General features: G+C 74.6%; 18 protein-coding genes. 8 read left to right on the top strand and 10 right to left on the bottom strand.

The window, feature by feature from the left end; genetic code table 11:
* The first annotated feature begins 83 nt into the window (after positions 1–83).
* Entirely contained in the window at positions 84–1,028 is a 945-nt protein-coding gene (locus O7542_RS03550; RefSeq protein ID WP_209962732.1) for an SDR family NAD(P)-dependent oxidoreductase, read from the top strand.
* A gap of 61 nt (positions 1,029–1,089) precedes the next feature.
* On the opposite strand, the gene sucB is transcribed toward O7542_RS03550, so the two are convergent.
* Together sucB and lpdA are read right to left on the bottom strand one after the other, a co-directional pair.
* Entirely contained in the window at positions 1,090–2,940 is a 1,851-nt protein-coding gene (gene sucB / locus O7542_RS03555; protein ID WP_069088985.1) for a 2-oxoglutarate dehydrogenase, E2 component, dihydrolipoamide succinyltransferase, read from the bottom strand.
* Positions 2,941–3,005: 65 nt separating this feature from the next.
* Positions 3,006–4,397, bottom strand: coding sequence for a dihydrolipoyl dehydrogenase (gene lpdA / locus O7542_RS03560; protein WP_043329337.1), 1,392 nt, complete (start codon positions 4,395–4,397; stop codon positions 3,006–3,008).
* A 178-nt stretch (positions 4,398–4,575) separates the two neighbouring features.
* On the opposite strand from lpdA, the gene O7542_RS03565 reads away from it, so the two are divergent.
* Positions 4,576–4,905 carry a hypothetical protein gene (locus O7542_RS03565; RefSeq protein WP_013287729.1) on the top strand — a complete coding sequence of 110 codons (330 nt, stop codon included), beginning with the start codon at positions 4,576–4,578 and terminating at the stop codon, positions 4,903–4,905.
* Between the two features lie 75 nt (positions 4,906–4,980).
* On the opposite strand, the gene O7542_RS03570 is transcribed toward O7542_RS03565, so the two are convergent.
* Positions 4,981–6,549 (bottom strand): leucyl aminopeptidase, encoded by a 1,569-nt coding sequence (locus O7542_RS03570; protein ID WP_064448300.1) that lies wholly within the window; start codon positions 6,547–6,549, stop codon positions 4,981–4,983.
* Positions 6,550–6,715: 166 nt separating this feature from the next.
* On the opposite strand from O7542_RS03570, the gene gcvT reads away from it, so the two are divergent.
* Positions 6,716–7,840 (top strand): glycine cleavage system aminomethyltransferase GcvT, encoded by a 1,125-nt coding sequence (gene gcvT, locus O7542_RS03575; protein ID WP_043329340.1) that lies wholly within the window; start codon positions 6,716–6,718, stop codon positions 7,838–7,840.
* Between the two features lie 42 nt (positions 7,841–7,882).
* Here gcvT and O7542_RS03580 read toward each other — a convergent pair whose 3' ends face one another.
* The 4 genes from O7542_RS03580 to O7542_RS03595 all read right to left on the bottom strand — a co-directional run bounded on the left by O7542_RS03580 (position 7,883) and on the right by O7542_RS03595 (position 12,242).
* Positions 7,883–9,172, bottom strand: coding sequence for a DUF2314 domain-containing protein (locus O7542_RS03580; protein ID WP_043329341.1), 1,290 nt, complete (start codon positions 9,170–9,172; stop codon positions 7,883–7,885).
* Positions 9,173–9,235: 63 nt separating this feature from the next.
* Positions 9,236–10,009, bottom strand: a complete 774-nt coding sequence (gene cobS, locus O7542_RS03585) for an adenosylcobinamide-GDP ribazoletransferase (RefSeq protein WP_281605702.1) — start codon at positions 10,007–10,009, stop codon at positions 9,236–9,238.
* Positions 9,999–11,984, bottom strand: coding sequence for a bifunctional adenosylcobinamide kinase/adenosylcobinamide-phosphate guanylyltransferase (locus O7542_RS03590; RefSeq protein ID WP_247301423.1), 1,986 nt, complete (start codon positions 11,982–11,984; stop codon positions 9,999–10,001). Before O7542_RS03590 ends, cobS begins: the two co-directional genes overlap by 11 nt.
* A gap of 48 nt (positions 11,985–12,032) precedes the next feature.
* On the bottom strand, positions 12,033–12,242 hold the full coding sequence (locus O7542_RS03595; RefSeq protein ID WP_018785377.1) for a hypothetical protein: 210 nt from the start codon (positions 12,240–12,242) through the stop codon (positions 12,033–12,035).
* A 175-nt stretch (positions 12,243–12,417) separates the two neighbouring features.
* On the opposite strand from O7542_RS03595, the gene O7542_RS03600 reads away from it, so the two are divergent.
* Together O7542_RS03600 and O7542_RS03605 are read left to right on the top strand one after the other, a co-directional pair.
* Positions 12,418–12,618 carry a hypothetical protein gene (locus O7542_RS03600; RefSeq protein ID WP_043329344.1) on the top strand — a complete coding sequence of 67 codons (201 nt, stop codon included), beginning with the start codon at positions 12,418–12,420 and terminating at the stop codon, positions 12,616–12,618.
* Positions 12,615–13,409, top strand: coding sequence for a site-2 protease family protein (locus tag O7542_RS03605; RefSeq protein WP_043329346.1), 795 nt, complete (start codon positions 12,615–12,617; stop codon positions 13,407–13,409). Before O7542_RS03600 ends, O7542_RS03605 begins: the two co-directional genes overlap by 4 nt.
* Before the next feature lie 51 nt (positions 13,410–13,460).
* Here the strand turns inward: O7542_RS03605 and O7542_RS03610 are convergent, their stop codons facing one another.
* A complete protein-coding gene (locus tag O7542_RS03610; RefSeq protein WP_030500117.1) occupies positions 13,461–14,459 on the bottom strand; it encodes an aldo/keto reductase family protein in 999 nt (332 codons plus the stop codon).
* A 61-nt stretch (positions 14,460–14,520) separates the two neighbouring features.
* Positions 14,521–19,467, bottom strand: coding sequence for a WG repeat-containing protein (locus tag O7542_RS03615; RefSeq protein WP_281605703.1), 4,947 nt, complete (start codon positions 19,465–19,467; stop codon positions 14,521–14,523).
* A gap of 162 nt (positions 19,468–19,629) precedes the next feature.
* Here O7542_RS03615 and O7542_RS03620 point away from each other — a divergent pair, with 162 nt between their 5' ends.
* The 3 genes from O7542_RS03620 (at position 19,630) to O7542_RS03630 (ending at position 22,329) form a co-directional block, all read left to right on the top strand.
* Entirely contained in the window at positions 19,630–20,481 is an 852-nt protein-coding gene (locus O7542_RS03620; RefSeq protein ID WP_064448306.1) for an ABC-2 family transporter protein, read from the top strand.
* A gap of 73 nt (positions 20,482–20,554) precedes the next feature.
* The gene (locus tag O7542_RS03625) at positions 20,555–21,355 is read left to right on the top strand and encodes an ABC-2 family transporter protein (RefSeq protein WP_281605704.1); all 801 of its coding nucleotides are present in this window, start codon (positions 20,555–20,557) and stop codon (positions 21,353–21,355) included.
* Entirely contained in the window at positions 21,352–22,329 is a 978-nt protein-coding gene (locus O7542_RS03630) for an ATP-binding cassette domain-containing protein (RefSeq protein WP_064448308.1), read from the top strand. The genes O7542_RS03625 and O7542_RS03630 overlap by 4 nt, the downstream gene beginning before the upstream one ends.
* Here O7542_RS03630 and O7542_RS03635 read toward each other — a convergent pair.
* Complete coding sequence (locus tag O7542_RS03635; RefSeq protein WP_043329354.1) at positions 22,313–22,873, bottom strand: XRE family transcriptional regulator; 561 nt, start codon at positions 22,871–22,873, stop codon at positions 22,313–22,315. The genes O7542_RS03630 and O7542_RS03635 overlap by 17 nt on opposite strands.
* Positions 22,874–22,914 lie beyond the last annotated feature (41 nt).

Consider the following 22,914-nt stretch of genomic DNA (forward strand, 5'->3'; position numbering starts at 1 on the left):
TGCTGAGCAAGTAACGGAGGATCCTCCGCTTCTCATCGTAGCGGGCGGACATCGGTCCGCGTCGCCGTCGACAAGGATGGACCATGACAACCCCGACACCAGTCACGACCCCGTTCGACTCCGAGACCACCGCCCTGGAAGTGGTCCGCGACCTGGACCTGACCGGCCGGCGGGCCGTCGTCACCGGCGGCGCCTCCGGGATCGGCGTGGAGACCGCCCGCGCGCTCGCCTCCGCCGGAGCGGACGTCACCCTCGCCGTCCGCAACACCGAGGCCGGTCAGCGCGCCGCCGCCGAGCTCACCGGCGCCACCGGCAACGACCGGATCCTGGTCGCCCCGCTCGACCTGGACGATCTCGCGTCGGTGGCCGCGTTCGTCCGGAACTGGGACGGGCCGCTGCACATGCTCGTCAACAACGCCGGGATCATGGCCTCCCCGGAGATGCGTACCGAGCAGGGCTGGGAGATGCAGTTCGCCACGAACCACCTCGGGCACTTCGCGCTCGCCACCGGACTGCGCCCGGCGCTCGCCGCGGCCGGTGGCGCGCGGATCGTCTCGGTCAGCTCGGCCGCCCACCTGCGCTCACCTGTGGTGTTCTCCGACATCCACTTCCGGCAGCGGCCGTACGACCCGTGGCTGGCGTACGGGCAGTCCAAGACCGCGAACGTGCTGTTCGCGGTGGAGGCGACCCGGCGCTGGGCCGACGACGGCATCTGGACCAACGCGCTGATGCCCGGCGCGATCCGGACCAACCTGCAGCGCTACATCACCGAGGAGGAGTTGGCCCGGATGCGCGCGCAGAGCGGTGGCGGCGCGGCCTCGTTCAAGACCCCGGAGCAGGGCGCGGCGACCTCGGTGCTGGTCGCCACCTCACCGCTGCTCGACGGCGTCGGCGGCCGGTACTTCGAGGACTGCCAGGAGGCCGGGCCGAACCAGCCGGGCACGCGGACCGGCTGGGCGCCGTACGCCCGGGACCCGGAGGCCGCCGAGCAGCTCTGGACGGTATCCGAGGAGCACCTGAAGGGCTGAGGCCGCTGACGACGAAGGGGGCGCGCGGCATGTCGCCGCGCGCCCCCTCGCCGTCTCGGATCTACAGACCCAGCTCGGCCTCGAAGTTGCCGGCCTCCAGCCGCTCCTTCACCGCGGTGAGGAAACGGGCCGCGTCGGCGCCGTCGATCAGCCGGTGGTCGTACGACATGGCCAGGTAGACCATCGACCGGATCGCCACGACCTCGCCCAGCTCCGGGTCGTTCACCACGACCGGGCGCTTCACCACAGCGCCCGTGCCGAGCATCGCCGACTGCGGCGACGGCACGATCGGGGTGTCGAACAGGGCGCCCCGGCTGCCGGTGTTGGTGAGCGTGAACGTCGCCCCGGCCATCTCGTCCGGGGTGATCTTGTTGGCCCGGGTGCGCTCGGCCAGGTCGGCGATCCGCTTGGCGATGCCGCCCATGTTCAGGTCACCGGCGTTGTGGATGACCGGCACGAGCAGGCCGCGCTCGGTGTCCACGGCGATGCCCAGGTGCTCCGCGGCCGGGTAGGTGATCGTCCCGCCCTCCAGGTCCATGCTGGCCTGGACGATCGGGTACGTCTGGAGCGCCTCGACGGCGGCGAGCGCGAAGAACGGCAGGAACGACAGCTTCACGCCGTGCTTGGCCTGGAACGACTCCTTCGCCCGCGCCCGCAGCTTCGCGACCCGGGTGACGTCCACCTCGACCACGGTGGTCAGCTGGGCCGTCTCGTGCAGCGACTGCTGCATCCGCTTGGCGATGGTGGCCCGGATACGCGGCAGCTTCTCCGTCGTACCCCGCTTGGCGCTCGGCTGCGGCTTGGCGGCCGGCTGGGCCGGCGCCTCCGCCTTCGCGGCCGGAGCGGCGGCGGTCGGCGCGGGCTTGGCGGCCTTCGCCTTCTCCGCCGCCTCCAGCACGTCCTGCTTGCGGATGCGGCCACCCACGCCGGTGCCCTTGACCGAGCCCAGGTCCACGCCGTGCTCGGCGGCGAGCTTGCGCACCAGCGGCGTCACGTACCCGGCGGAGTCCTCGCCGTGCTCGGCCGGAACGCTCCGGCGCTGCGTGGCGGCCGGCGCGGCCGGCTGGGCCGCCGCCTCGGCCTTGGCCGGCTGCGCGGCCTGCTCCGCCTCGGCGGCCGGCTCGTTGTAGGCCGCGCCCGGCGTCGGCTCCTCGACCTTCGGCTCCGGCTTGGGCTCCGGCTTGGGCTCGGGCTTCGCCTCGGCCTTGGGCTCCGGCTTGGGCTCGGGCTTCGGCTCCGCCTTCGCGGGCGCGGCACCGGCCACCCCGACGATCGCCAGCACGGCGCCGACGTCGGCGGTCTCGTCCTCGGCGACCTTGATCTCCTGCAGCGTGCCGGCGACCGGCGACGGGATCTCGGTGTCGACCTTGTCGGTGGAGACCTCCAGCAGCGGCTCGTCCACCTCGACGGTCTCACCGACCTGCTTGAGCCAGCGGGTGACGGTGCCCTCGGTGACGCTCTCGCCCAGGGCCGGCATGGTCACCGGCGTACCCTCGCCCGACGACGCCGCCGGCTGGGCCGGCTCCTCGACGGCCGGCTGCTCGGCCTCGGCGCCCGGCTCGGCGGCGGCCTCCTCGGCCTGCTGCTCCGGCTCGGGGCCGGTGCCCTCGGCGGCGGCGGTCGGCTCGGTGGCCGGCTCGGCCTCCTGCTTCGGGGCCGCGCCCGCGTCCTCGCCCTCACCGGCGATGACCGCCAGCTCGCTGCCGACCTCGGCGGTCTCGTCCTCGCCGACCACGATCCGGCTCAGCACGCCCGCCGCGGGGGACGGGATCTCGGTGTCGACCTTGTCGGTCGACACCTCGAGCAGGGGCTCGTCGACCTCGACGGTGTCACCCTCCTGCTTGAGCCAGCGCGTGACGGTGCCCTCGGTGACGCTCTCGCCGAGCCGGGGCATGGTGACCGATACCGGCATGTTCTCCAGACTCCTTCATTCCCTGGTGGGATTCTCGCCCGTCGCCGGACGCCGCGGTTGTCGTGTCAGGCGTGCGCGTGCAGCGGCTTGCCGGCCAGGGCCAGGTGCGCCTCGCCCAGAGCCTCGTTCTGCGTCGGGTGGGCGTGCACGAGCTGCGCCACCTCGGCCGGGTACGCCTCCCAGTTGTAGATGAGCTGCGCCTCGCCGATCAGCTCACCGACCCGGGCGCCGACCATGTGCACGCCGACCACCGGGCCGTCGTCCACCCGGACCAGCTTCACGTGGCCCGCGGTCTTGAGGATCTGGCTCTTGCCGTTGCCGCCCAGGTTGTAGTTGTACGTCTTGATCTTGTCGGCGCCGTACTGCTCCTTGGCCTTCGCCTCGGTCAGGCCGACCGACGCCAGCTCCGGGTCGCAGTAGGTCACGCGCGGGATGCCGGCCTCGTCGATCACGGCCGGGCTCTTCCCGGCGATCTCCTCGGCGACGAAGATGCCCTGCTGGAAGCCGCGGTGCGCGAGCTGCAGGCCGGGCACGATGTCGCCGACCGCGTAGACGTTCGGCACGCTGGTGCGCAGCCGCTCGTCGGTCAGCACGTAACCGCGGTCCATCTTGACGCCCTGCTCCTCGTAGCCGAGGCCGGCGGTGTTCGGGCCGCGGCCCACGGCGACCAGCAGCAGCTCGGCCTCGACCGTGTCACCGCCCTGAATCGTCAGCTTCACGCCCTTGTCGGTCTTCTCGACCTTCTCGAACGGCTTGCCGACCTTGAAGTTGATCTTCCGCTTGCGGAACGCCCGCTCCAGCGCCTTCGACGACTCCTCGTCCTCGGCGGCGACCAGGCGGGGCAGCGCCTCGACGATGGTCACGTCCACGCCGAAGGACTTCCAGACGCTGGCGAACTCGACGCCGATCACGCCGCCGCCGAGCACGATCGCCGAGGACGGCACGCGGTCCAGGGTCAGGGCGTGGTCGCTGGTGATGATCCGCTCGCCGTCGACGTCCAGGCCGGGCAGGCTCTTCGCGTACGAGCCGGAGGCCAGCACGACGTTACGGCCGGTGTAGCGCTTGCCGTCCACCTCGACGACGTTCTTGCCGACCAGCTTGCCGGCGCCCGCCACGAAGGTGATCTTCTTGCTGCTGCCCACCAGGCCCTGCAGGCCCTTGTACAGGCGGGAGATCACGCCGTCCTTGTACGAGTTGACCGCCTTCATGTCGATGCCCACCAGCTCGGCCTTCACGCCGAACTGCTCGGACTCGCGGGTCTGGTCGGCGATCTCGGCGGCGTGCAGCAGCGCCTTGGTCGGGATGCACCCGTTGTGCAGGCACGTCCCGCCGAGCTTGCTCTTCTCGATGAGGGCGACGGAGAGGTCCAGCTGGGCGGCACGCAGCGCCGCCGCGTAGCCGCCGCTACCACCTCCGAGGATGACGATGTCGAAGGTCGTGTCGTTCGGCTCGCTCACATCCAACTCCCAGGTCGCGTCACTGCATCGGGGGTTACGGCGGAGTAACAGGCACACCCCACCTCGGTCATCTTGTCACCACCACGGACCGGGCGCGTACCGAGGTGCCCAACGACACGTCGGTGACACGTACCCTTGGCACCGTCCTCGATGACGGCTTGGGGGAGGAGTGGATTCGGTGGGGTTGTTCCGACGACGAAAGCGGGCCGCCCCGGCGAGCCGCGACCGTGCCGCCGACCGCGCCGATCTGGACCACTTGGAGAACTTCGTCCGGACCCGTAAGGGCGTCGAGGCGTACATCGAGCCCCGTACGACGGTCACCGAGACCACGATCATGCTGATCGCCGACGACGGCGAGTGGACCCGGCGGCGCGTGGGCGGGCCGGACGAGGCCCGCCGCTGGGCGCACCGGATCGCCATCCCGATCTACGACGTGCGGCTGATGGGCTATCCGCAGCGCATGCGCGACTACAACGAACGCCGCAAGCGTCGTCCCGAGCTGTTCTGAGCGGGCGCGGGCGCGGGTGTTAAAAAGGGCCCCTTCTACAACGCGAGGCGTTAAGAAGGGGCCCTTCCTTGCACGTCAGCCGTTGGTGGCGACGTCCTCGACCAGGTGCACGAGCGTACGCACCGGCACGCCGGTGCCGCCCTTGGTCCAGTAGCCGGTCGCCTCGCCCGAGTGGTAACCCGGACCGGCGATGTCGATGTGCGCCCACGCCACGTCGTCGGTGACGAACTCGCGCAGGAACACGCCGCCCTGCAGCATGTGCCCGGCCCGGTCCATCCCGGCGTTGACCTGCGAGATGTCCGCGACGTCCGACTCCATGCCCTTGCGCACGTCGTCCGGCAGCGGCATCGGCCAGGCCGGCTCACCGGTCGCGTCACCGGCCACCCGCACCCGCTCGCACAGCTCCGGGGTGCCCATCACACCGGCGATCCGCTTGCCCAGCGCGATCACCTGCCCGCCGGTCAGCGTGGAGGTCTCGAACAGGTAGTCCGCGCCGTCCGCGCAGGCCCGCGCCATCGCGTCGGCCAGCACCATCCGGCCCTCGGCGTCGGTGTTCAGCACCTCCACCTTCTTGCCGTTGAACATGCTGATCACGTCGCCCGGCCGGTAGCTGGCGCCCGACGGCATGTTCTCCGCCATCGGCAGGTAGCCGGTGACGGTGACCGACGGCTTGAGCGCCGCGATCGCCAGCATGGCCGCGCCGACCGCCGCCGCGCCGGCCATGTCCGACTTCATCTCCCACATGCCCTGCGCCGGCTTGATCGAGATGCCGCCGGTGTCGAACGTGATGCCCTTGCCGACCAGCGCGACCCGCTTGCCGTTGCCGCCGCCCTCCGGCGTCCAGGTGAGCTTCACCAGCCGCGGCGGGGCCTCGGAGCCCTGGCCGACGGCGAGGATGCCGCCGTAGCCACCGGCCTTGAGCGCCGCCTCGTCCAGCACCTCGACCTCCAGCCCCGCCTCGCGGGCGGCGGCGGAGACGGCGTCGGCGAACGCCGGGGGACGCAGCTCGTTCGGCGCGGTGTTCACCCAGTCCCGGCTGGTCCGCACCGCGCCGGCCACCGCCTGCGCCCGCGCGACCTCGGCCTGGGCGGTCGCGTCGGCCGCGTCCGGCACCGCCACCAGCACCTCGGCCACCGGCTCACGGCGGGCCGGCTGCGGCTTGGTCTTGTAGCCGGCGAACCGGTAGCCGCCCAGCAGCGCGCCCTCGGCGACCGCGCGCAGCGCGGCCGGGGCGTCGGCGTCGTCGGGCAGGGGCAGGGCCAGGGCGACGCGCGCCGCGCCGGCCAGCGCCCGTACGGCGGCGCCGGCGGCCCGGCGCAGCGACTCCGGGGCCGGAGCGGCGCCCGAGGGCTCCGGGCCGAGGCCGACGGCCACGACCAGCGGGGCGGTCACGGTGCCCAGCGTGGCCAACTTGATCACCTCGCCCGGGCCACCTGTCGCGCCGAGCAGGGCCAGCGTCTCGGTCAGCTTTCCGTCGAACGCGGCGGCGATGCTCTCCCCGCCGGTGGCCAGCAGCAGGGCGTGGGCGGGTGCGCCGCTGCCCGGCTCGGTGGTCTGGCTGTGCACGCCGATCACGATCGCGTCGACGGCGAGTTCGGCGGGGTCGGTGTCGACCAGGCTGAGGGTGGTGCGGGGCGATGTCACGAAAGCTACTCCGGGCGGGCCGGGCCGGCCGCGTCGTCGCGTACCGGCGGTGAAGGTGTCTCCGGCGGCAACCTACCCGCCGGAAGGCGTGGGTGTCCCGCCGATGCGCGCCGACGGGATCCCGCCGATGCTAACCACAGTCGTCGCGGCCGGTAAGTTGCCACCCATGACCGAGGTGACCTCCGACGCCGCCGAGACCCGGCTGCGCCGCTCCCCGCTGCACGAGCGGCACACCGCGCTCGGCGCGAAGTTCGCCCCCTTCGGGGGCTGGCAGATGCCGCTGGAGTACGCCGGTGGCGGCGTGCTCAAGGAGCACACCGCCGTCCGCGAGGGCGTCGGCGTGTTCGACGTCTCGCACCTGGGCAAGATCCGGGTCACCGGGCCGGGCGCGGCGGACTTCGTCAACGCCTGCCTCACCAACGACCTCGGCCGGATCGCCCCCGGTCAGGCGCAGTACACGCTCTGCTGCGACGACGCCACCGGCGGCGTGGTGGACGACATCATCGCCTACCTGCACGCCGACGACCACGTCTTCCTGATCCCCAACGCCGCGAACACCGCCGAGGTGGCCCGCCGGCTGCGCGCCGCCGCGCCCGCCGGTGTCACCGTCACCGACGAGCACGAGGCGTACGCGGTGCTCGCCGTCCAGGGCCCGCGCTCGGCGGACCTGCTGGGCGCGCTCGGCCTGCCCACCGGGCACGACTACATGAGCTTCTCCACCGCCACGCTCGACGGGGTGGAGCTGACCGTGTGCCGCACCGGCTACACCGGCGAGCTGGGCTACGAGCTGGTCGTGGCGTCCGAGCACGCGGTCGCCGTCTGGGACGCGCTCTTCGCCGCAGCAGGCGACGTACGCGCCTGTGGCCTGGCCGCCCGGGACACGCTGCGCACCGAGATGGGCTACCCGCTGCACGGGCAGGACCTGTCCCCGGAGATCACCCCGGTGCAGGGCCGCTCCGGCTGGGCGGTGGGCTGGGACAAGCCGGCGTTCTGGGGCCGCGACGCGCTGCGCGCCGAGAAGGCCGCCGGACCCGCCCGTACGCTGCGCGGCCTGACCGCTGTCGACCGGGCCATCCCGCGCCCCGGCATGGCCGTGTACGCGGGCGACCGGCAGGTCGGCACCGTCACCAGCGGCACGTTCAGCCCGACGCTCAAGCACGGCGTCGCGCTGGCGCTCGTCGACACCGACCCGAAGCTGGCCGACGGCGAGGAGCTGGAGGTGGACATCCGGGGCCGCCGTGCCCGGATGCGTTTGACCCGGCCGCCGTTCGTCAAGCCCTCGGTGCGCTGAGGCCGGAGGCGGATCGGCGCCCGGCGCGCTGAGCCGCGCGGGTCAGTCCTCGCCGCGCTCCCCGGCGTCGAGGACTGCCTGCGTCCAGCCGCCCTCCAGCACGCCGGTGCCGTCCAGCACCGCCCAGTCGACCACGTCCGACGCCTCCACCACCACGGGTGAGCCGATCCGTACGCTCGGGTCGGTGTTGGCGTCGCTGGCGCTCGCGCCGACGATCCGTTCCGGGCTCTCCCACGAGGTCACCCCGGCCCAGACGTACTCGGGGCCGTCGTCGCCGGGCAGCCCGTACTTGACCACGAGCTGGCTCTCCTCGGGCAGCCGCCCGGCCAGGAACCGGGCCCGGATGTCGCCGAGCGCCTCCCGGGCGGTCTCCACCGCGCGGCTCATCGCGTCCCCGGTGCGGGTGTAGCGCACGTCCGGCTGGATGCCGTTGAACAGCGTCGCGCAGGCGGCGGCGAAGTAGCGGCCGGGCGGACCCGGATGCCCGGGCGGCGGGTTGAGGCTCAGGAACGAGTCGGCGTCCGGGTCGGTGGCCGGGTCCAGCTCCAGCCGCAGCAGCACCGGCGCGGTCGCGCCGTGCTGCTCCGGATTGCCGTACGCCACGGCGATGTCGTGCCCGGTCACCGTGGCCAGCACCGGAAGCTGCACGAACGCCGGCACCTCCTCGCCGGCCAGCCCGTCGGTCCAGTCCCGCAGCAGCCGCCGGGCCGCGCCGGTCATCACCGCGCCCCACGCCCGGGTCAGGTGGTCCGGCACGCCCTGGGCCTGCAACTCCAGCAGCCCGAACCGGCGCAGCCCCTTCGTGGTGAACCACAGCCCGTCGGAGTCCGAGGAGTAGGGCACCAGCACCCAGTCGACGAGCCGGATCCGGCCCTGCTCGTCCGGCAGCGAGCGCAGCGCCGCCGCCGGGTCGAGGAACTGGAGCCCGAAGACGTCCACCACGTCCCCGCCGACCGTCTCGGCGACCGCCGCGGCCACCGCGCGGGCGGCCCACTCGTGCGCGGGCGGCCAGCCCGGCCGGTACTCGGCCTGCACCACCACCAGGTGGGTGGCGGCGGCCAGCCGGGCCAGTTGCTCCTCGGTGGCGCCGAACGCGGTGAGCAGGTCCGGCGGCAGCTCGGGGAACTCGTCGACGGTACGGGTGTCGACGGTCATCAGCGGGCTGTCGAGCATCTGCTTGGCCAGCCCGTGCACCGGCTCGGCGAGCCGCCCGGCCAGCCCTTCCACTGCGGTCTTCGGGCTCACCTTGGGCAGCCCGGTGATCGGCACCAGATAGGTCGCGTCGAGCGACTCGGGCACCGGTACCGGCAGGAAGTCGTCCGTGATGAGCATGCCGTCCCCCTCGACCGCGCCGGTGCACTCGCCCCGAACGCTACCCGCCCGGACCGGTGACGCTCAGCCGGTCAGCACCAGTCCCAGGTAGGACAGCGTGGTGACGATCTCCACGAGCGCCCCGAGCACGTCGCCGGTGATGCCGCCGAAGCGGCGTACCAGGTGCCGGAGCAGCCCGGCCGCGACGGCGAGCGCGCCGAGCACGGCGATCGGCCCCTGCCACGGACGGTCCGGCACCGCGGGCACGGCCACCAGCGCGACGGCGACCGCGCCGAGCGCCAGCGCGCCCCACCCGACGGTGCCGGCCACGAGCGCGCCCAGGCCCTCCGGCCGCGCGGCCGGCACGCCGCGCCGGCAGGCCAGGCCGACGGCGAGCCGCCCGGCCGCGGTCGCGGCGACCACGGCGGCGAACGCGGCGAGCGCGTCCCGGCCGGCCAGCTCCGCGAGCACCGCGCTCTGGAGCAGGAGTACGACCACCAGCGCGACCACCCCGAACGGGCCGACGTCCGGCTGCTTCATGATCTTCAGCGCGGCCGGACCACGCCGGTACGAGCCGAGCGCGTCCACGGTGTCGGCCAGCCCGTCCAGGTGCAGCCCCCGGGTGAGCAGCGCGCCCAGCCCCACCGTGACCACGGCGGCGACGAGCGGTGGCGCGAGCGCGCCGGTGAGCAGCAGCGCCCCGCCGAGTACGGCGCCGAGCAGCGCGCCGACCAGCGGGGCGAGCGCCATCGCGGTGCCGGCGGCGGCCCGGTCGACCCGGCCGGCGCGTACCGGTGCGGTGGTGAACGTGGTGAGCGCCAGCCGGATGCCGTCGGCGAGCCGCGCCTCAGTCGGCACGTCGGCCGGGGAAGACCGGCTCGTCGGACCCGATCGTGGTCGGTCCCGGCCCGGCCGGCTCCGGCTCGGCGAAGTCCGGTTCGTCGCCGGTCCGGCCGTCGCCGGTGTCGCCGTCGTCGTCGGGGCCGCCCAGCGACGGGTGCGCCGGCAGCGTGGCGGCGAGCGTCAGCGCGGAGCGCAGCAGCGGCAGCGCGGCCAGCGCGGTCGCCCCCTCGCCCAGGTCGAGCCGCAGGTCCACCAGCGGCGTCAGGCCGAGCACGTCGGCGGCCAGCCGCACACCCGGACGGCCGCCGTGGTCGGGCAGCAGGCACCAGTGCCGCGCCTGCCCGGCCAGGTCGCGGCTGACCATCGCGGCGGCGGTGCCGACCGGGCCGTCCAGCAGCACCGGCACCTTACGGGCGGTGGCGCCCAGCAGGACGCCGGTGGCCAGCGCGATGTCGCCGCCACCCAGCTCGGCCAGGATGTCCTTGGCCTCGCGGGACGAGCGGCGGGTGCGGTGCAGCGCGTCGCGTACCGCCGCGCAGCGGACCATCCAGGCGGTGTCGTCGATCTCGCCCTGCTCGGTGATCACCCGGCCGAGCACGGTGGGCGGCTCCGCGCCCGCGGTGGCCGCGAGCACCGCCGCGGCGGCGGCCTCGGCGCCCGCACCGCACGCGGCGAGCACCAGCAACTGCACTCCCGCGTCGGCGGCCTGCTCGGCGAGCCGCCAGCCGTAACGCAGCGCCGCCTCCACCTCGTCGCCGGGCAGGGCCGGGCGGTCCTCGATCGGCGCCGACGTGGGCGCCTCGACGATCTGCAGGTCGGCGCGGTTCTCGGCGGCCAGCCGGGCCAGCGCGCCCCGGCCGGCGCGGGCCTGCCGGGCCCGGCGGGCCGACTCACCGGCCGGCGCGCCGGCCGACACGCCGCCTTCGTGGTCGCCCTGGATCAGCAGTACGCGCACCGAGTCCCACGGCCGCGGCATCGAGGTGCCCTGGGTGGCGGCCGCGAAGCCGACCACCTGCTCCAGCACGCCCAGACCGGCGCCGGGAAGGTCGAGCGTGGCGAGCCGGTCGACCGCCTGCGGACCGGTGTAGTCGTCAGGCATCGGCAGTTCCATGCCCGGCTGGATCACCAGGCCGGTGGCGATCATCGGCAGCGCCATGGTGGGGGCGGCCCAGTCGCCCGTGCCGGGCTCGTCGGACGCGGCCGGGGCGGGCAGCGGGGCGGCGGCCGGGGTGAGCACCTCGGGCAGCGTCACGTCCCCGGCGCCGAGGTCGGCCGGTACGGCCTGAGCCGGTGCGGTCCGGCTCGCGGCGGCTCCGGTCGGCGCGGCCTGGTCCGGCGCGGGCCGGGGTGCCGTGGCCCAGGATGTCGCGACCTGGGGCGCCGCGTCGCGGCTCGGCCCGGCCTCGGGCGACGTGCCGGCGGGCGGCACGGCGTGGGCCGGAGCGGCCGGCTTGAGCCAGGTGGTCTGACCGGCGACCACCAGCGCGACCGCGTCGCAGGCGTCGGCGACCGCGCGGTTGGCGGCGCCGAGCGCGTCAGTGAACGCCCGGCCGAGCGGCGTGGTGGGCACCAGGGACAGGCCCACCTCGGGGCTGACCAGCACCAGCCGGGCGGTGCTGGAGCGCACCGCCGCGGCCAGCTCGGCGATCGTGGCGGTGTCGTCGGCCGGCTGGTGGGCCGGGTCGAGCAGCACCGTCACCCAGCCGCCCAGGTCGTCCACGAGCAGCGTCTCGTTCGGCCCGGCGGCGGCGATCACCTCGACCAGTCGGCCCGGGTTCGCGGCCGTCTCCTCGGTGGTCCAGCTCCCCGGCCGGCGGGCGCGGTGCGTCGCGAGGCGGGCCGCCCACTCGGTGTCCTCGGGATCCCCGGCCGGGGCGGTCGCCACGTACCGGACCGTGGGCGCGTCGGCGACCAGCGACTCGGCGATCTCGGACTTGCCGGAGCGGATACCGCCGAGCACCAGGAGGGTGTGCCACCCGTCAACGGACATGCCCCGTACCTTAGATGCCGCCGCCCCGGCGGGGCAGTGAGAGGTGGCTCATCGCGGTCGGCGCTCGGGGGCCTCGAAGCGATAGTCGTTGGGATTCACGTCAACCGGCTTCGGATCCTCCTGCCAGGCTCCCTCGCCGGGGCGGGCGAGAAGCGCGTCGAGCAGCTCCTCCCGGTCCATCTCGTGGGCCGCCTCGATGCCGCCGCGTACCGCCATCGCCCGTATCTCCTCGGTGTCCATCTCCCGCAACGGCCGCATGGTGTCCTCCCTCGCTGACGACGTCCGGCGTGGATACCCCGCTGGTGACGGCCGAACCTTGCGGGCACCCGCGCGTCGGCCCGCGCCGGTCGAGGGGTGAAGCGTCGTGGGCGGGCGACTAGGCTTGCGGAGGTTTGGCGTCCTGCGGGACGACGGCGGCGAGGGGAGACGCGGCATGGCGTGGAGCTGGCGGTACGAGGGCACGAACGGCGACGCGGTCGACGGGCCGGACGAGTCGTTCACGAGCCAGGCGGACGCCGAGTCGTGGATCGGCCAGACCTGGCGGGAGCTCGCGGCATCCGGCGTCACCACCGTCGTGCTGGTCGAGGACGACCGGGTGGACTACCGGATGAGCCTGCAACCCCCGGCCGAATGACCGGCTACGACCGCCCCGGCGAGCCGCTGGTCCTCGGCGTGCCCCGGGCGGCGTTCCGGCCGAGCCCGATCTTCCTGGCCCTGGTCGCGCTCTTCGTGGCCAGCGGGGTGATGGCCTGGAACAGGTACGGCAACGTCCGGTTCGACGTGTTCCTCTTCGTGGTCTCCGGCTGGCTGGTCTCACTGTGCCTGCACGAGTACGCCCACGCCGTGGTCGCGTACCGGGCCGGTGACCGGGACATCGCCCACCGGGGCTACCTGACGCTCAACCCGCTGAAGTACACCAGCCCGCTGCTGTCGATCGTGCTGCCGGTGGTCGTGGTGCTGCTCGGCGGCATCGGCCTGCCCGGCGGCGCGGTCTGGGTGGACCGGCACGCCATCCCCGGCCGGCTGCGGCACACGCTGGTCAGCCTGGCCGGGCCGGCCACAAACGTGCTGTTCACGCTGGTGCTGGTGGCCGCGGTGGCGTGGGGCCCCGAGCTGGGCGGGCCGCTGGAGTTCTGGGCCGGTGTCGGGCTGCTCGCGTTCCTCCAGCTCACCGCCAGCGTGCTCAACCTGCTGCCGGTGCCGGGCCTGGACGGCGGCAACATGCTCCAGCCCTGGCTCAGCCCCGCCTACCGGCGGATGTACGACCTGTTCGCCCCGTACGGCTTCATCCTGCTGTTCGCGCTGCTGTGGAGCCCGCAGATCAACCGGGCGTTCTTCGGCGCGGTGTTCGCCGTCGGCGACGCGCTCGGGCTGCCGCGGGAGCTGTACCAGATCGGCTACGCCCTGATCCGCTTCTGGCAGTAGCCGACCGGCCGTTCCCGGGCCGGAGCGAGCCGGCCCGGGAACGACGCGACGTCACGGACGCTGCGCCGGGCTCTCGGTCTTCGCCGGGTCCCGCTCGGTGACCGGCTCGACGATCTCGTCGATCGCCTTCAGCAGGTCGGCGTCGAGCTTCACGCCCGCCGCCTTCACGTTGTCGTGCACCTGCTCGGGCCGGGACGCGCCGACGATCGCCGAGGCGACGTTCGGGTTCTGCAGCACCCACGCGACGGCGAGCTGCGCCATCGTCAGCCCGGCCTGCTCGGCCAGCGGCTTGAGCCGCTGCACCCGGGTGAGCACGTCGTCGTTGAGGAACCGCGCGATGAAGTTCGCGCCGGACTTCTCGTCGGTGGCGCGGGAGCCGGCCGGCGGCGGCTGGCCCGGCAGGTACTTGCCGGAGAGCACACCCTGCGCCATCGGCGACCAGACGATCTGACCGATGCCCAGCTCCTCGCTGGCCGGGATCACCTCGGTCTCGATGACCCGCCACAGCATCGAGTACTGCGGCTGGTTGGAGATCAGCGGGATGCGCAGCTCACGGGCGAGCGCGTGCGCCTCGCGCAGCTGCGACGCCTTCCACTCGGAGACGCCGATGTAGTGCGCCTTGCCGGAGCGTACGACGTCGGCGAAGGCCTCCATCGTCTCCTCCAGCGGCGTGCTGTAGTCGTACCGGTGGGCCTGGTAGAGGTCGACGTGGTCGGTCTGCAGGCGGCGCAGCGAGCCGTCGATCGACTCCATGATGTGCTTGCGGGACAGGCCCCTGTCGTTGCGGCCCGGCCCGGTCGGCCAGTAGACCTTGGTGAAGATCTCCAGCCCTTCCCGGCGCTCACCCTTGAGCGCGCGGCCGAGCACCGACTCGGCCCGGGTGCCGGCGTACACGTCGGCGGTGTCGAACGTGGTGATGCCGCTGTCGAGCGCGGCGCGGACGCACGCGAGCGCGGCGTCCTCCTCGACCTGTGAGCCGTGGGTGATCCAGTTGCCGTACGAGATCTCGCTGACCATCAGGCCGGAGCGGCCCAGGTGACGGAATTCCATGCTCCCGACCCTAGTCCTGCCCGGTGGCGACCGCCGTCCGGCGCTCCCCGCCGGGCGCGGGTCAGAGCACCGGGCTGGCGTCGGCGAGCAGACGGTCGATCTCCGCTACCACCGCCGCGCGGCCGGGATGCACCGGGTCGATGAGCGGGTCGCCGCGCCGGTCCAGCGCGCCCCACCGGCCCGACTCCGTGGCGACCATGAACGCCACCGGATGCACCACCACAGTCGGGTACGCCGGCGTGACCACCACCCGCCCGGCGCGGTCCACCACGCCCCGGCGGCCGGCCAGCTCGACCACGGCCAGGCCGTCGGCGGTGAACCCGTCCACCTTCCGTCCGTCGGCCAGCGGCGTGCCGAGACCGTGGTACCGGGTCGGCACCACCACCTCGCCGGTGAGGTCCACCGCGCCCCAGCCGCCGTTCTGCCGTACCGCCGCCAGTCCGTTGCGGAACGACCTGACCTCCTCGTACCCGGGCGGGATCCGCACGATGTTCATCCGGTCCACGGCCATCCAGCGGCCCTTGCCGTCCATCGACACCCAGGACAGCCCCTCGGAGAAGGCGCCCACCGCCCGGTAGCCGTTGTTCGCCTCGATCAGCGCCGCGCCGGACGTGTCGATCAGCGCCCAGCGGGACGCCTCCGGACGGCGTACCCAGGCCAGCCCTTCGTGGAACGGCTGCACCTCGGCGTACCGGTGCGCGATCACCATCTCGCCGTCGGCGTTCGCGTACCCCCAGAGCTGCTGCTCCTCGTCGAACGTCGCCACCGGGAGACGCGGCGCGCCGAGCACCTCCTCGGGCCGGCGCGGGGCCGGACCGAAACCGTCGGCGGCGGCCCGCTCCGCGACCGCGTCCAGCGCCACCTCGACGCGCGCGTTCATCGCCGCGTCCTCGCCGTGGCGCAGGTCCAGCGCCCGCTCGAAGTGCAGGCACGCCTCGGTCAGCCGTCCCTGGTCGTAGCAGCTCCGCCCGGCGTGCTCGTGCAGCAACGCGCGCAGCGGGTCCGGCAGCTCCGGCGAGTTCGTCTCGGCGAAGAGCCGGTCGGCCTCCGCGTGGTCACCCCGCCACCGCAGCGCCTCCGCGAGACGGGCCCGGGCCAACGCGGTACGCCGCAGCTCACCCGTCGTCTCCGCGTACGTGACTGCCAGCCGCGCGTCCCCGAGCGCGTCGTCCAGGTCGCCGAGGATCCGCGACGCCACCGCGCGCAGGCTCAGCAGCCGGGCCCGGCCACGGTTGTCCAGTGTGGTGTCGAGCTTGCCGGTCAGGCCGTCCCGGATCAGCCGCAACTGCGCCGGATCGGGCGCCTCTTCGCGCAGCGTACGCGGATCCAGCCGCCAGCCGACCGCGGCGAGGGCCTGCTCCGGGTCCGCCGGGGGCGGCGGCGGTCCGGCCGGTTCGGCGTCCGCTTCGGTGTCCGCTTCTTCGGTACGGGGAGTCGGCGCGTCGTCGGTCTGAGCGGTCGGCTCGTCGGCGGGCTCGGGTGGTGCGGGCTCGCGGTCGTGCTCCGGGTCGACGGTTGTGGTGTCGGTGTGAGGTGCGGGCTTGCCGCCGGCCGCGGGCTCGGCGGGGGCGCGGTCCGGGTCACCGGTCGGTGCGGTCTCGCCGTCGGAGTCCTCGCCGGGCGCGGTGGCCGGGGTGTCGGCGGCCTGCGGCTGCGGGATCGTGATGCCGGAGGGCTCGATGCCGGCGGGTGCCGATTGCGGGGTCGCGATGCTCGTGAGGTCGGCTTCGGCTCGGCTGCCCGGAGACTCCAGTGGCGAGGCGGTGATGTCGGCGTCGGCCCGGATGCTGCCGGTCGGCTCCGGTGTGGTGGCCGGTTCCTCGACGTGACCGGCCCCGCCCGGCTCGCCGGCTGTCTGGCTCCCGCCGCCAGCCTCTGAATCCGTGGCGTCCTGCCCGGCATCCACAGTGACCGGCGGCTCGGCGTCGGTGACCGGCCGGCCGCTTCCGGTGTCGGCGGACGTGCCGGTGGCGGGCATGCGGTTGCCCGCGTTCTCCCCGCCGGAAGCGGTCCCGTCCGGTGTGTCCAGGTGTCCGGCCGCCGGGTCCGCGGTGCTCGTGGATTCGTCGGTGTCGGTGTTTGCGTTGGTGCTGATGTCGGTGGCGGCAGGGGCGCTCGGTGTGGCGTCGCTGGTTGCGGCGTCGGATGGCGTGGTGACGCCGGTAGCGGGCGGCGTCGAGCCGGTACCGGACCCGGCCTCGGCCACCTCGGAGGTACGAATCGTCGCCGGCTCGGCCCGGTCTGCCGGAGATCTTGGTACGAAATGGCCCCCAGGGGGGCCGAAATCTTCCAAGATCTCCGGCGGTTCCGGTGTCTGGGCGGGGGCGGCGGGCTGGCTGGGACGGAACCATGCCTCGGCGCCGGAGTCCGTGGCCGGGGAGGGCGGAGCGGTTGTCGCCCCCGGGCGGGGGTGCTCGGCTCGCTCCGATGGCTCGCCGGTCCGGTCGACAGCCGGGCCGGTTTCCGTCCGTCCTGTGCCGGGCGCGGGACGGGCACTGGCGTCGGCGTAGGGCCGGTCGGCGTCAGGGGCCGACGTGGACGAAACCTCCACCTCGGACTCGCGCCGACGACCGGCATCCACATCCGACGGCTTGGCCTCGGCGTCCGGTCCGGCCTCGGGCTCGCCGATGGCGCCGCTCTCCACGACTGGCCGGGGCGCGATCGGGGCCAGGTGCTCCACCGAGTCGGCGGGCCTGACGTCGGGTAGCTGCTCGGCCGGTGTGGGTACGGGCGGCCTGCCCGCGGTCTGCTGTGCGGGCACGGAACCGGAGTAGGCAGGCGGTGCCGGGCGAGCCCTCGCGGGTTGCGCCGCGTTCACCGGGTCGGAAGAAGGCGGGCCGTGACGCTCGGCGGTCCCGTCCTGCGACGGCGTGGGCCGGGCCGCGCCCTCGCTCCGGTCCGTCGGTGCCGCGCCACCCGGACGCTGCGCTCCAGAAGTGGGCGCACCGGACGTGGGCGCACGGGAGACGTGCGCGTCGGAAGGAGGCGGAACGGGGGTGACCGCGCCGGAAGCGGGGCTGCCCGCGCCAGGCATGTCGGCCTGCGGCGCGGCGGGGGCGGACGCTCCGGAAACGGGAGCGTCCGCGACGGGCACGCCGGCCTGCGGCGCAGGAGATGCCGGACGCGGGGTGTCGCCGGTCCGAGGCGCGGCCGAGCCCTCCCCGGAACGCCCGGGCGTGGCCGGCGGCGGCACCGGATCGGGCCGTACCGGGGCGACCCGGGGACGGTCGTCGGGACGGGTGTGTGCGGCCGGCTCGACAGGTGCCGTCTCCCGGCCGTCGGCGACCCGGGGCGGCGGGTGACCGGCCGGCCGCACCGGCCACTGCACCGGCGGCGCCGACCTGCGCTCGTCCGGCCGCACCGGCCACTGCGGGGCACGGGTCTCGGGGCGGGCGGCGGCATCCGGCTGTGGCCGACTGGGCTCGGGACGGGGCATCACGGTGGGCGGCCGGGTGGCGTCGGACGGCGGCATCGGGTACCGCTGCGGCGCCGGCCGCTCCACGGGCGGGCGCTGCCGTTCGTCCGGCCGGCGCGTGTCCGTCTCGGGACGGGGCCGCGGCTCGATGATGGGCCACTCGCCCTGGTGCGGGCGGGACCGGTCGACCGGCGGGCGCTGACCCTGCCACCGCTGGTCGGCGCCGGGACGCGGTGCGCCGTACCGGTCGGGCTCGGTCTGCGGAGGCCCGTTCTCGGGCGCCCGGCGCTGGGTCTCCGGGTACGCGGCGGCCTCCCGGCCCGGCGCACGTCCGTCTGCCAAGGGCCGGCCGTCCACCGGCTCACGCCGCTCCGTCGGGGGACGCCGGCTCGGGTCACGCCAGCCGTCACCGTCGGTGCCGCGCCAACCGTCCCGGCCCGGCTGGCCCCACCCGGCCGCGCCCCGCTCAAGCGGCGGCACGGCGTCGTCGCGCCGATCGGCCGGGCGCCCGGCGCCGTGGTCACGCCGCCCGTCGGACGGCGGCTCCCGGCGCTCGTCCGGGAAGCGGTCGCGGCGTCCGTCGGGCATGGACTCGCGGCGCCCGGCGGGGGAGTGGTCCCGCCGCGCGTCGGACGCCGAGCCCCACCGCTGTTCCGACACGGCAGGCGGGCCCTCGACCGGGGCGCGGCGTCCGTCGGCCTGGTGCGGGCGGTCGGCCCGGCGCTCGCCATGGTGCGGGAACTCGTTCGGCTCCGGCATCCAGCCGGGCTGGGACGGCCGGCGCGGTGCGGCCTCGGGGCGTACCCAGCGTTGGTCGAGCCGCTGCTCGGGCGGCGTGGGCGGGCCGGTGCGGCGCCGATCCTCCGGCCAGGGCCGCCGCCCGTCCGCGGGGTGCCCGCGGCGGTCGTCCGGAGGGCTGCCGGCGGGGCGCTGGCCGCCGTGATCCGTGGGCCCGGCCGGGTACGCCCCGCGGGACGTGGCCGGACCGGCCGGGCCGCCACCGCGTGGACCGCCGGACCCCGGCTGCTCGGCCCCGCGCGGACCGGCCGGACCGGTCGGGTACGTGCCGCGTGGGCCGGCTGGACTGGTCGGGTACGTGCCATGTGGGGCGGCCGGACTGGTCGGGTACGTGCCGCGTGGGCCGGCTGGACTGGTCGGGTACGTGCCGCGTGGGCCGGCCGGACTGACGGGGTACGCGTCGCGCGGACCCGCGGGACCCACCGGGCCGGCGGGGTGCGGGCCGTGCGGACCGGCCGGGCTGACCGGGTGGAATCCGGCGGGACTGACCGGGTTCGCGCCGGCCGGGCTGACCGGATACGGATCGGTGTCGGGCGCGGGACTGACGGGGTGGAACCCGGCCGGGCTGACCGGGTGCGCGCCTGCTGGGCTGACCGGGTACGGGTCGGCGTCGGGCGCGGGGCTGACCGGGCGTACCTCGGCGCGGCCGACCACGGTACGGCGGCGCGGCGTCAGGTTCTCGATGCCGATGTCACCCGGGTAGCGCTGCCCCGGGAACTGCGGCTGCCACTCGTGGGTGGGCTCGGCGGCCCAGGCCGGTTCGGCCGGCTCGCGCCAGCTCCCCCAGCCACTCATCGGCAACCCCTCCGGCCGCTCGCGCGGGACGGCCCCGGGGCCGGCTCGCGTCGCTCGCTCACGGCGGTGTCACCTCATTGGAAATTCGCGCGCTGGGGCGCCGGACGTGCCGGTACAGTCGCCCGGTCCAGCACGTCGTGGCTGCGGAAGGAGGGTAACGGCGTGGGCTCGGTCACCGCCACTGTGGCACCACCCACCGGCGCACACGTTACCCCATGGTTTCGGACATTCGGCGCGATCGCGGCGGCCGGGTTCCGGCGGCACGCGACCTACCGTCAGGCCGCCGTGGCGGGGCTGTTCACCAACACCGTGTTCGGCTTCCTGCGCTGCTACATCTTCCTCGCCGCGACCGGCGCGGCCGGCACCGTGGCCGGCTACGACAGGGCGCAGCTCGCCACGTTCGTCTGGGCCGGCCAGGGGCTGCTGGCGGTGATCGCCATCTGGGGCTGGACCGACCTGGCGGACCGGATCCGTACCGGTGAGGTGGCTGCCGACCTGCTGCGACCGGTGCACCCGGTGACCAGCTACCTCGCCACCGACCTGGGCCGGGCCGGGTTCGCGGCGCTGGCCCGGCTGGTGCCGCCGCTGGTGATCGGCCCGTTCTTCTTCGCGGTGTACGTGCCCCGGCACTGGGCAACGGTGCCGCTGTTCCTGCTCTCCGTGCTGCTCGCGGTGGTGGTCTGCTTCGGCTGCCGCTACCTGGTGAACGCCACCGCGTACTGGCTGCAGGACGTCCGAGGGCCGATGATCCTGTGGACGCTCGGCTCGGGCGTGCTGGCCGGGCTCTACTTCCCGCTCGGGTTCCTGCCCGGCCCGCTGGAGACGGTCCTGCGGTACGCGACCCCGTTCCCCAGCATCCTGCAGGTGCCGCTGGACGTGCTGGTGGAGCGGGAGCCGATGTCCACCGGTCTCGCCCTGGTCGGGGTGCAGGCCGCCTGGGTGGTGGCGCTGCTGGCGCTGTGCCGGCTGGTGCAGCGCCGCGCCGAGCGCCGCCTGGTGGTCCAGGGTGGCTGAGCGCGACAGCGCGCCCAGGGTGGCTGAGCGCGACAGCGCGTCCAGGGTGGCTGAGCGCGACAGCGCGTCCAGGGTGGCTGAACTGTGGGCGTACCGGGCGCTGCTCGGCGCGCAGGCGCGTTCGCAGGCGGCGTACCGCACGTCGTTCGTGGTGGACCTGGTCGGCAACGTGGGCGCGACGGTGTTCGACGTGGTCACGGTCCTGGTGATCTTCGGCGTGACGCGGGAGCTGGGCGGCTTCACGCTGCGCGAGACGCTCGTCGTGGTCGGGCTGTCGGCGTGCGGCTTCGCCACCGCCGACCTGCTGGTCGGCAACATCGAACGGCTTCCCCGGTACGTGCGCACCGGCCTGTTCGACGCGGTGCTGGTCCGTCCGCTCGGCGCGCTGCCGCAGCTGCTGCTGATGGACCTGCCGCTGCGTAAGCTGTCCCGGGCCGTGTTCGGGCTCGCCGTGCTGCTGTTCGCGCTGGTCTCGGCGGGGATCGACTGGACACCGGGCCGGGTGGCGCTGGCGGTCGTCGCGCCGCTGGCCGCCGTGGTCTTCTTCGCCTCGGTCTTCGTGCTGACCGCGACGGTGTCGTTCTACTGGGTCGACTCGGGCGAGCTGGCCAACTCGGTCACCTACGGCGGGCGTGACTTCACCTCGTACCCGGTCACCGTCTACGGCGGCTGGTTCCGCGCGTTGTTCGCGTACGGGATGGGGTTCGCCTTTGTCAGTTACCACCCGGCGCTGGCGTTGCTGGGCCGCGCCGACCCGCTCGGCCTGCCGTCCTGGGCGGGCTGGGCCGCGCCGGGGGTCGCGGTGGTCGCGGCGGCGCTGGCCGCCCTGGCCTGGCGCGTCGGGGTCCGTCACTACCGGAGTACGGGGTCATGAGCGTCATCGAGATGGACGGGCTGCGCAAGGAGTTCACGGTCCGGGTCCGGGCCGGGCGGTTGCGGCGCGAGAAGCGGACGGTGACCGCCGTCGACGGGGTCGACCTGCGGGTGGAGCGCGGCGAGATGCTCGGCTACATCGGCCCGAACGGCGCCGGGAAGTCGACCACGTTGAAGATGCTCACCGGCGTGCTGACGCCGTCGTCCGGGCGGGCCCGGGTGTGCGGGCTGCGCCCGGTGGCCGACCGGACCCGGCTGGCGCTGCGTATCGGCGTGGTGTTCGGGCAGCGCTCGCAGCTGTGGTGGGACCTGCCGCTGCGGGACTCGTTCGACCTGCTGCGGCACGTCTACCGGGTGCCGGCCGGCGAGCACGCGGCCCGGCTGGCCCGCTGCCGGGACCTGCTCGACCTGGACGGGTTCCTGGACACCCCGGTCCGGCAGCTCTCGCTGGGTCAGCGGATGCGCGGTGAGCTGACCGCGGCGCTGCTGCACGGCCCGGAGGTGCTGTTCCTGGACGAGCCGACGATCGGCTTGGACGTGGTCAGCAAGCAGGCGGTGCGTGGTTTCCTGGCCGAGCTGGGCCGGGCCGGGGACACCACGCTGGTGCTCACCACGCACGACCTGGCCGACATCGAGCGGCTGTGCCGGCGGCTCGTGGTGATCGACCACGGTCGGGTGGTGCACGACGGGTCGATCGCCGAGCTGCACCGCCGGTACGGCTCGCGCCGGATGGTGGTCGCCGAGCTGGACGCGGCGCTGCCCGAGCCGCCGGTGCTGCCCGGCGCGCCGGTGCAGCGGGTGGAGGCGGACGGGCGGCGGCTGGTCTTCGCGCTGGAACGGGCGAGCGTCGCCGAGGTGGTGGCCGGGCTGGCCGGCCTGGCCACGCTGCGGGACATCTCGATCGTGGAGCCGGACATCGAGGAGGTCGTGGCGCGGCTCTACCGGGCGCCGGCCGCGGTCACGGGTGCTCCATGACGAGTACGGCGAACGTGCCGGGGGCCAGCGCCTCGTACCGGTGCGGGGTGTCGCCGGGGAAGGTGACGTAGTCGCCGGGTCCCAGCTCGACCGGGTCGGTCTCCGGGCCGACGCGCATCCGTCCGGCGGCGACCACGACGTGCTCGACGCTGCGCGGGGTGTGCGCCTCGGCGATCCGTACCGCGCCGGGTTCCAGTTCCATCACGTAGACGTCCCGCCGGGCGTGCGGCGCTCCGGCGGCGAGCAGGGTGGCGGAGAAGTCGGCGTGCTCGGAGCGGATCCGGGGGCCCTCGCCGGCCCGGACCACCCGCACGGCGGCGGCGGGTGGTTCGACCAGGCGGCTGAACGGTACGTCCAGCGCCACGCCGAGCGCCCAGAGCGTCTCCACGCTGGGGTTGCCGGAACCGGACTCCAGCTGGGACAGGGTGGACTTGGCGATGCCGGCGCGGCGGGCCAGCTCGGTGAGCGACAGGCCGGCCCGTTCGCGTTCGCGGCGTAGCGCGGCGGCGATGGTCGCGAGTGGGGGAGCGGGGTCGATCGCCATGTGTTCGCTCCAACGGTCGGTTTGTTCGGTTTGACGAACAA

It is taken from the genome of Micromonospora sp. WMMC264 (assembly GCF_027497275.1).
GTDB lineage: Bacteria > Actinomycetota > Actinomycetes > Mycobacteriales > Micromonosporaceae > Micromonospora > Micromonospora chalcea.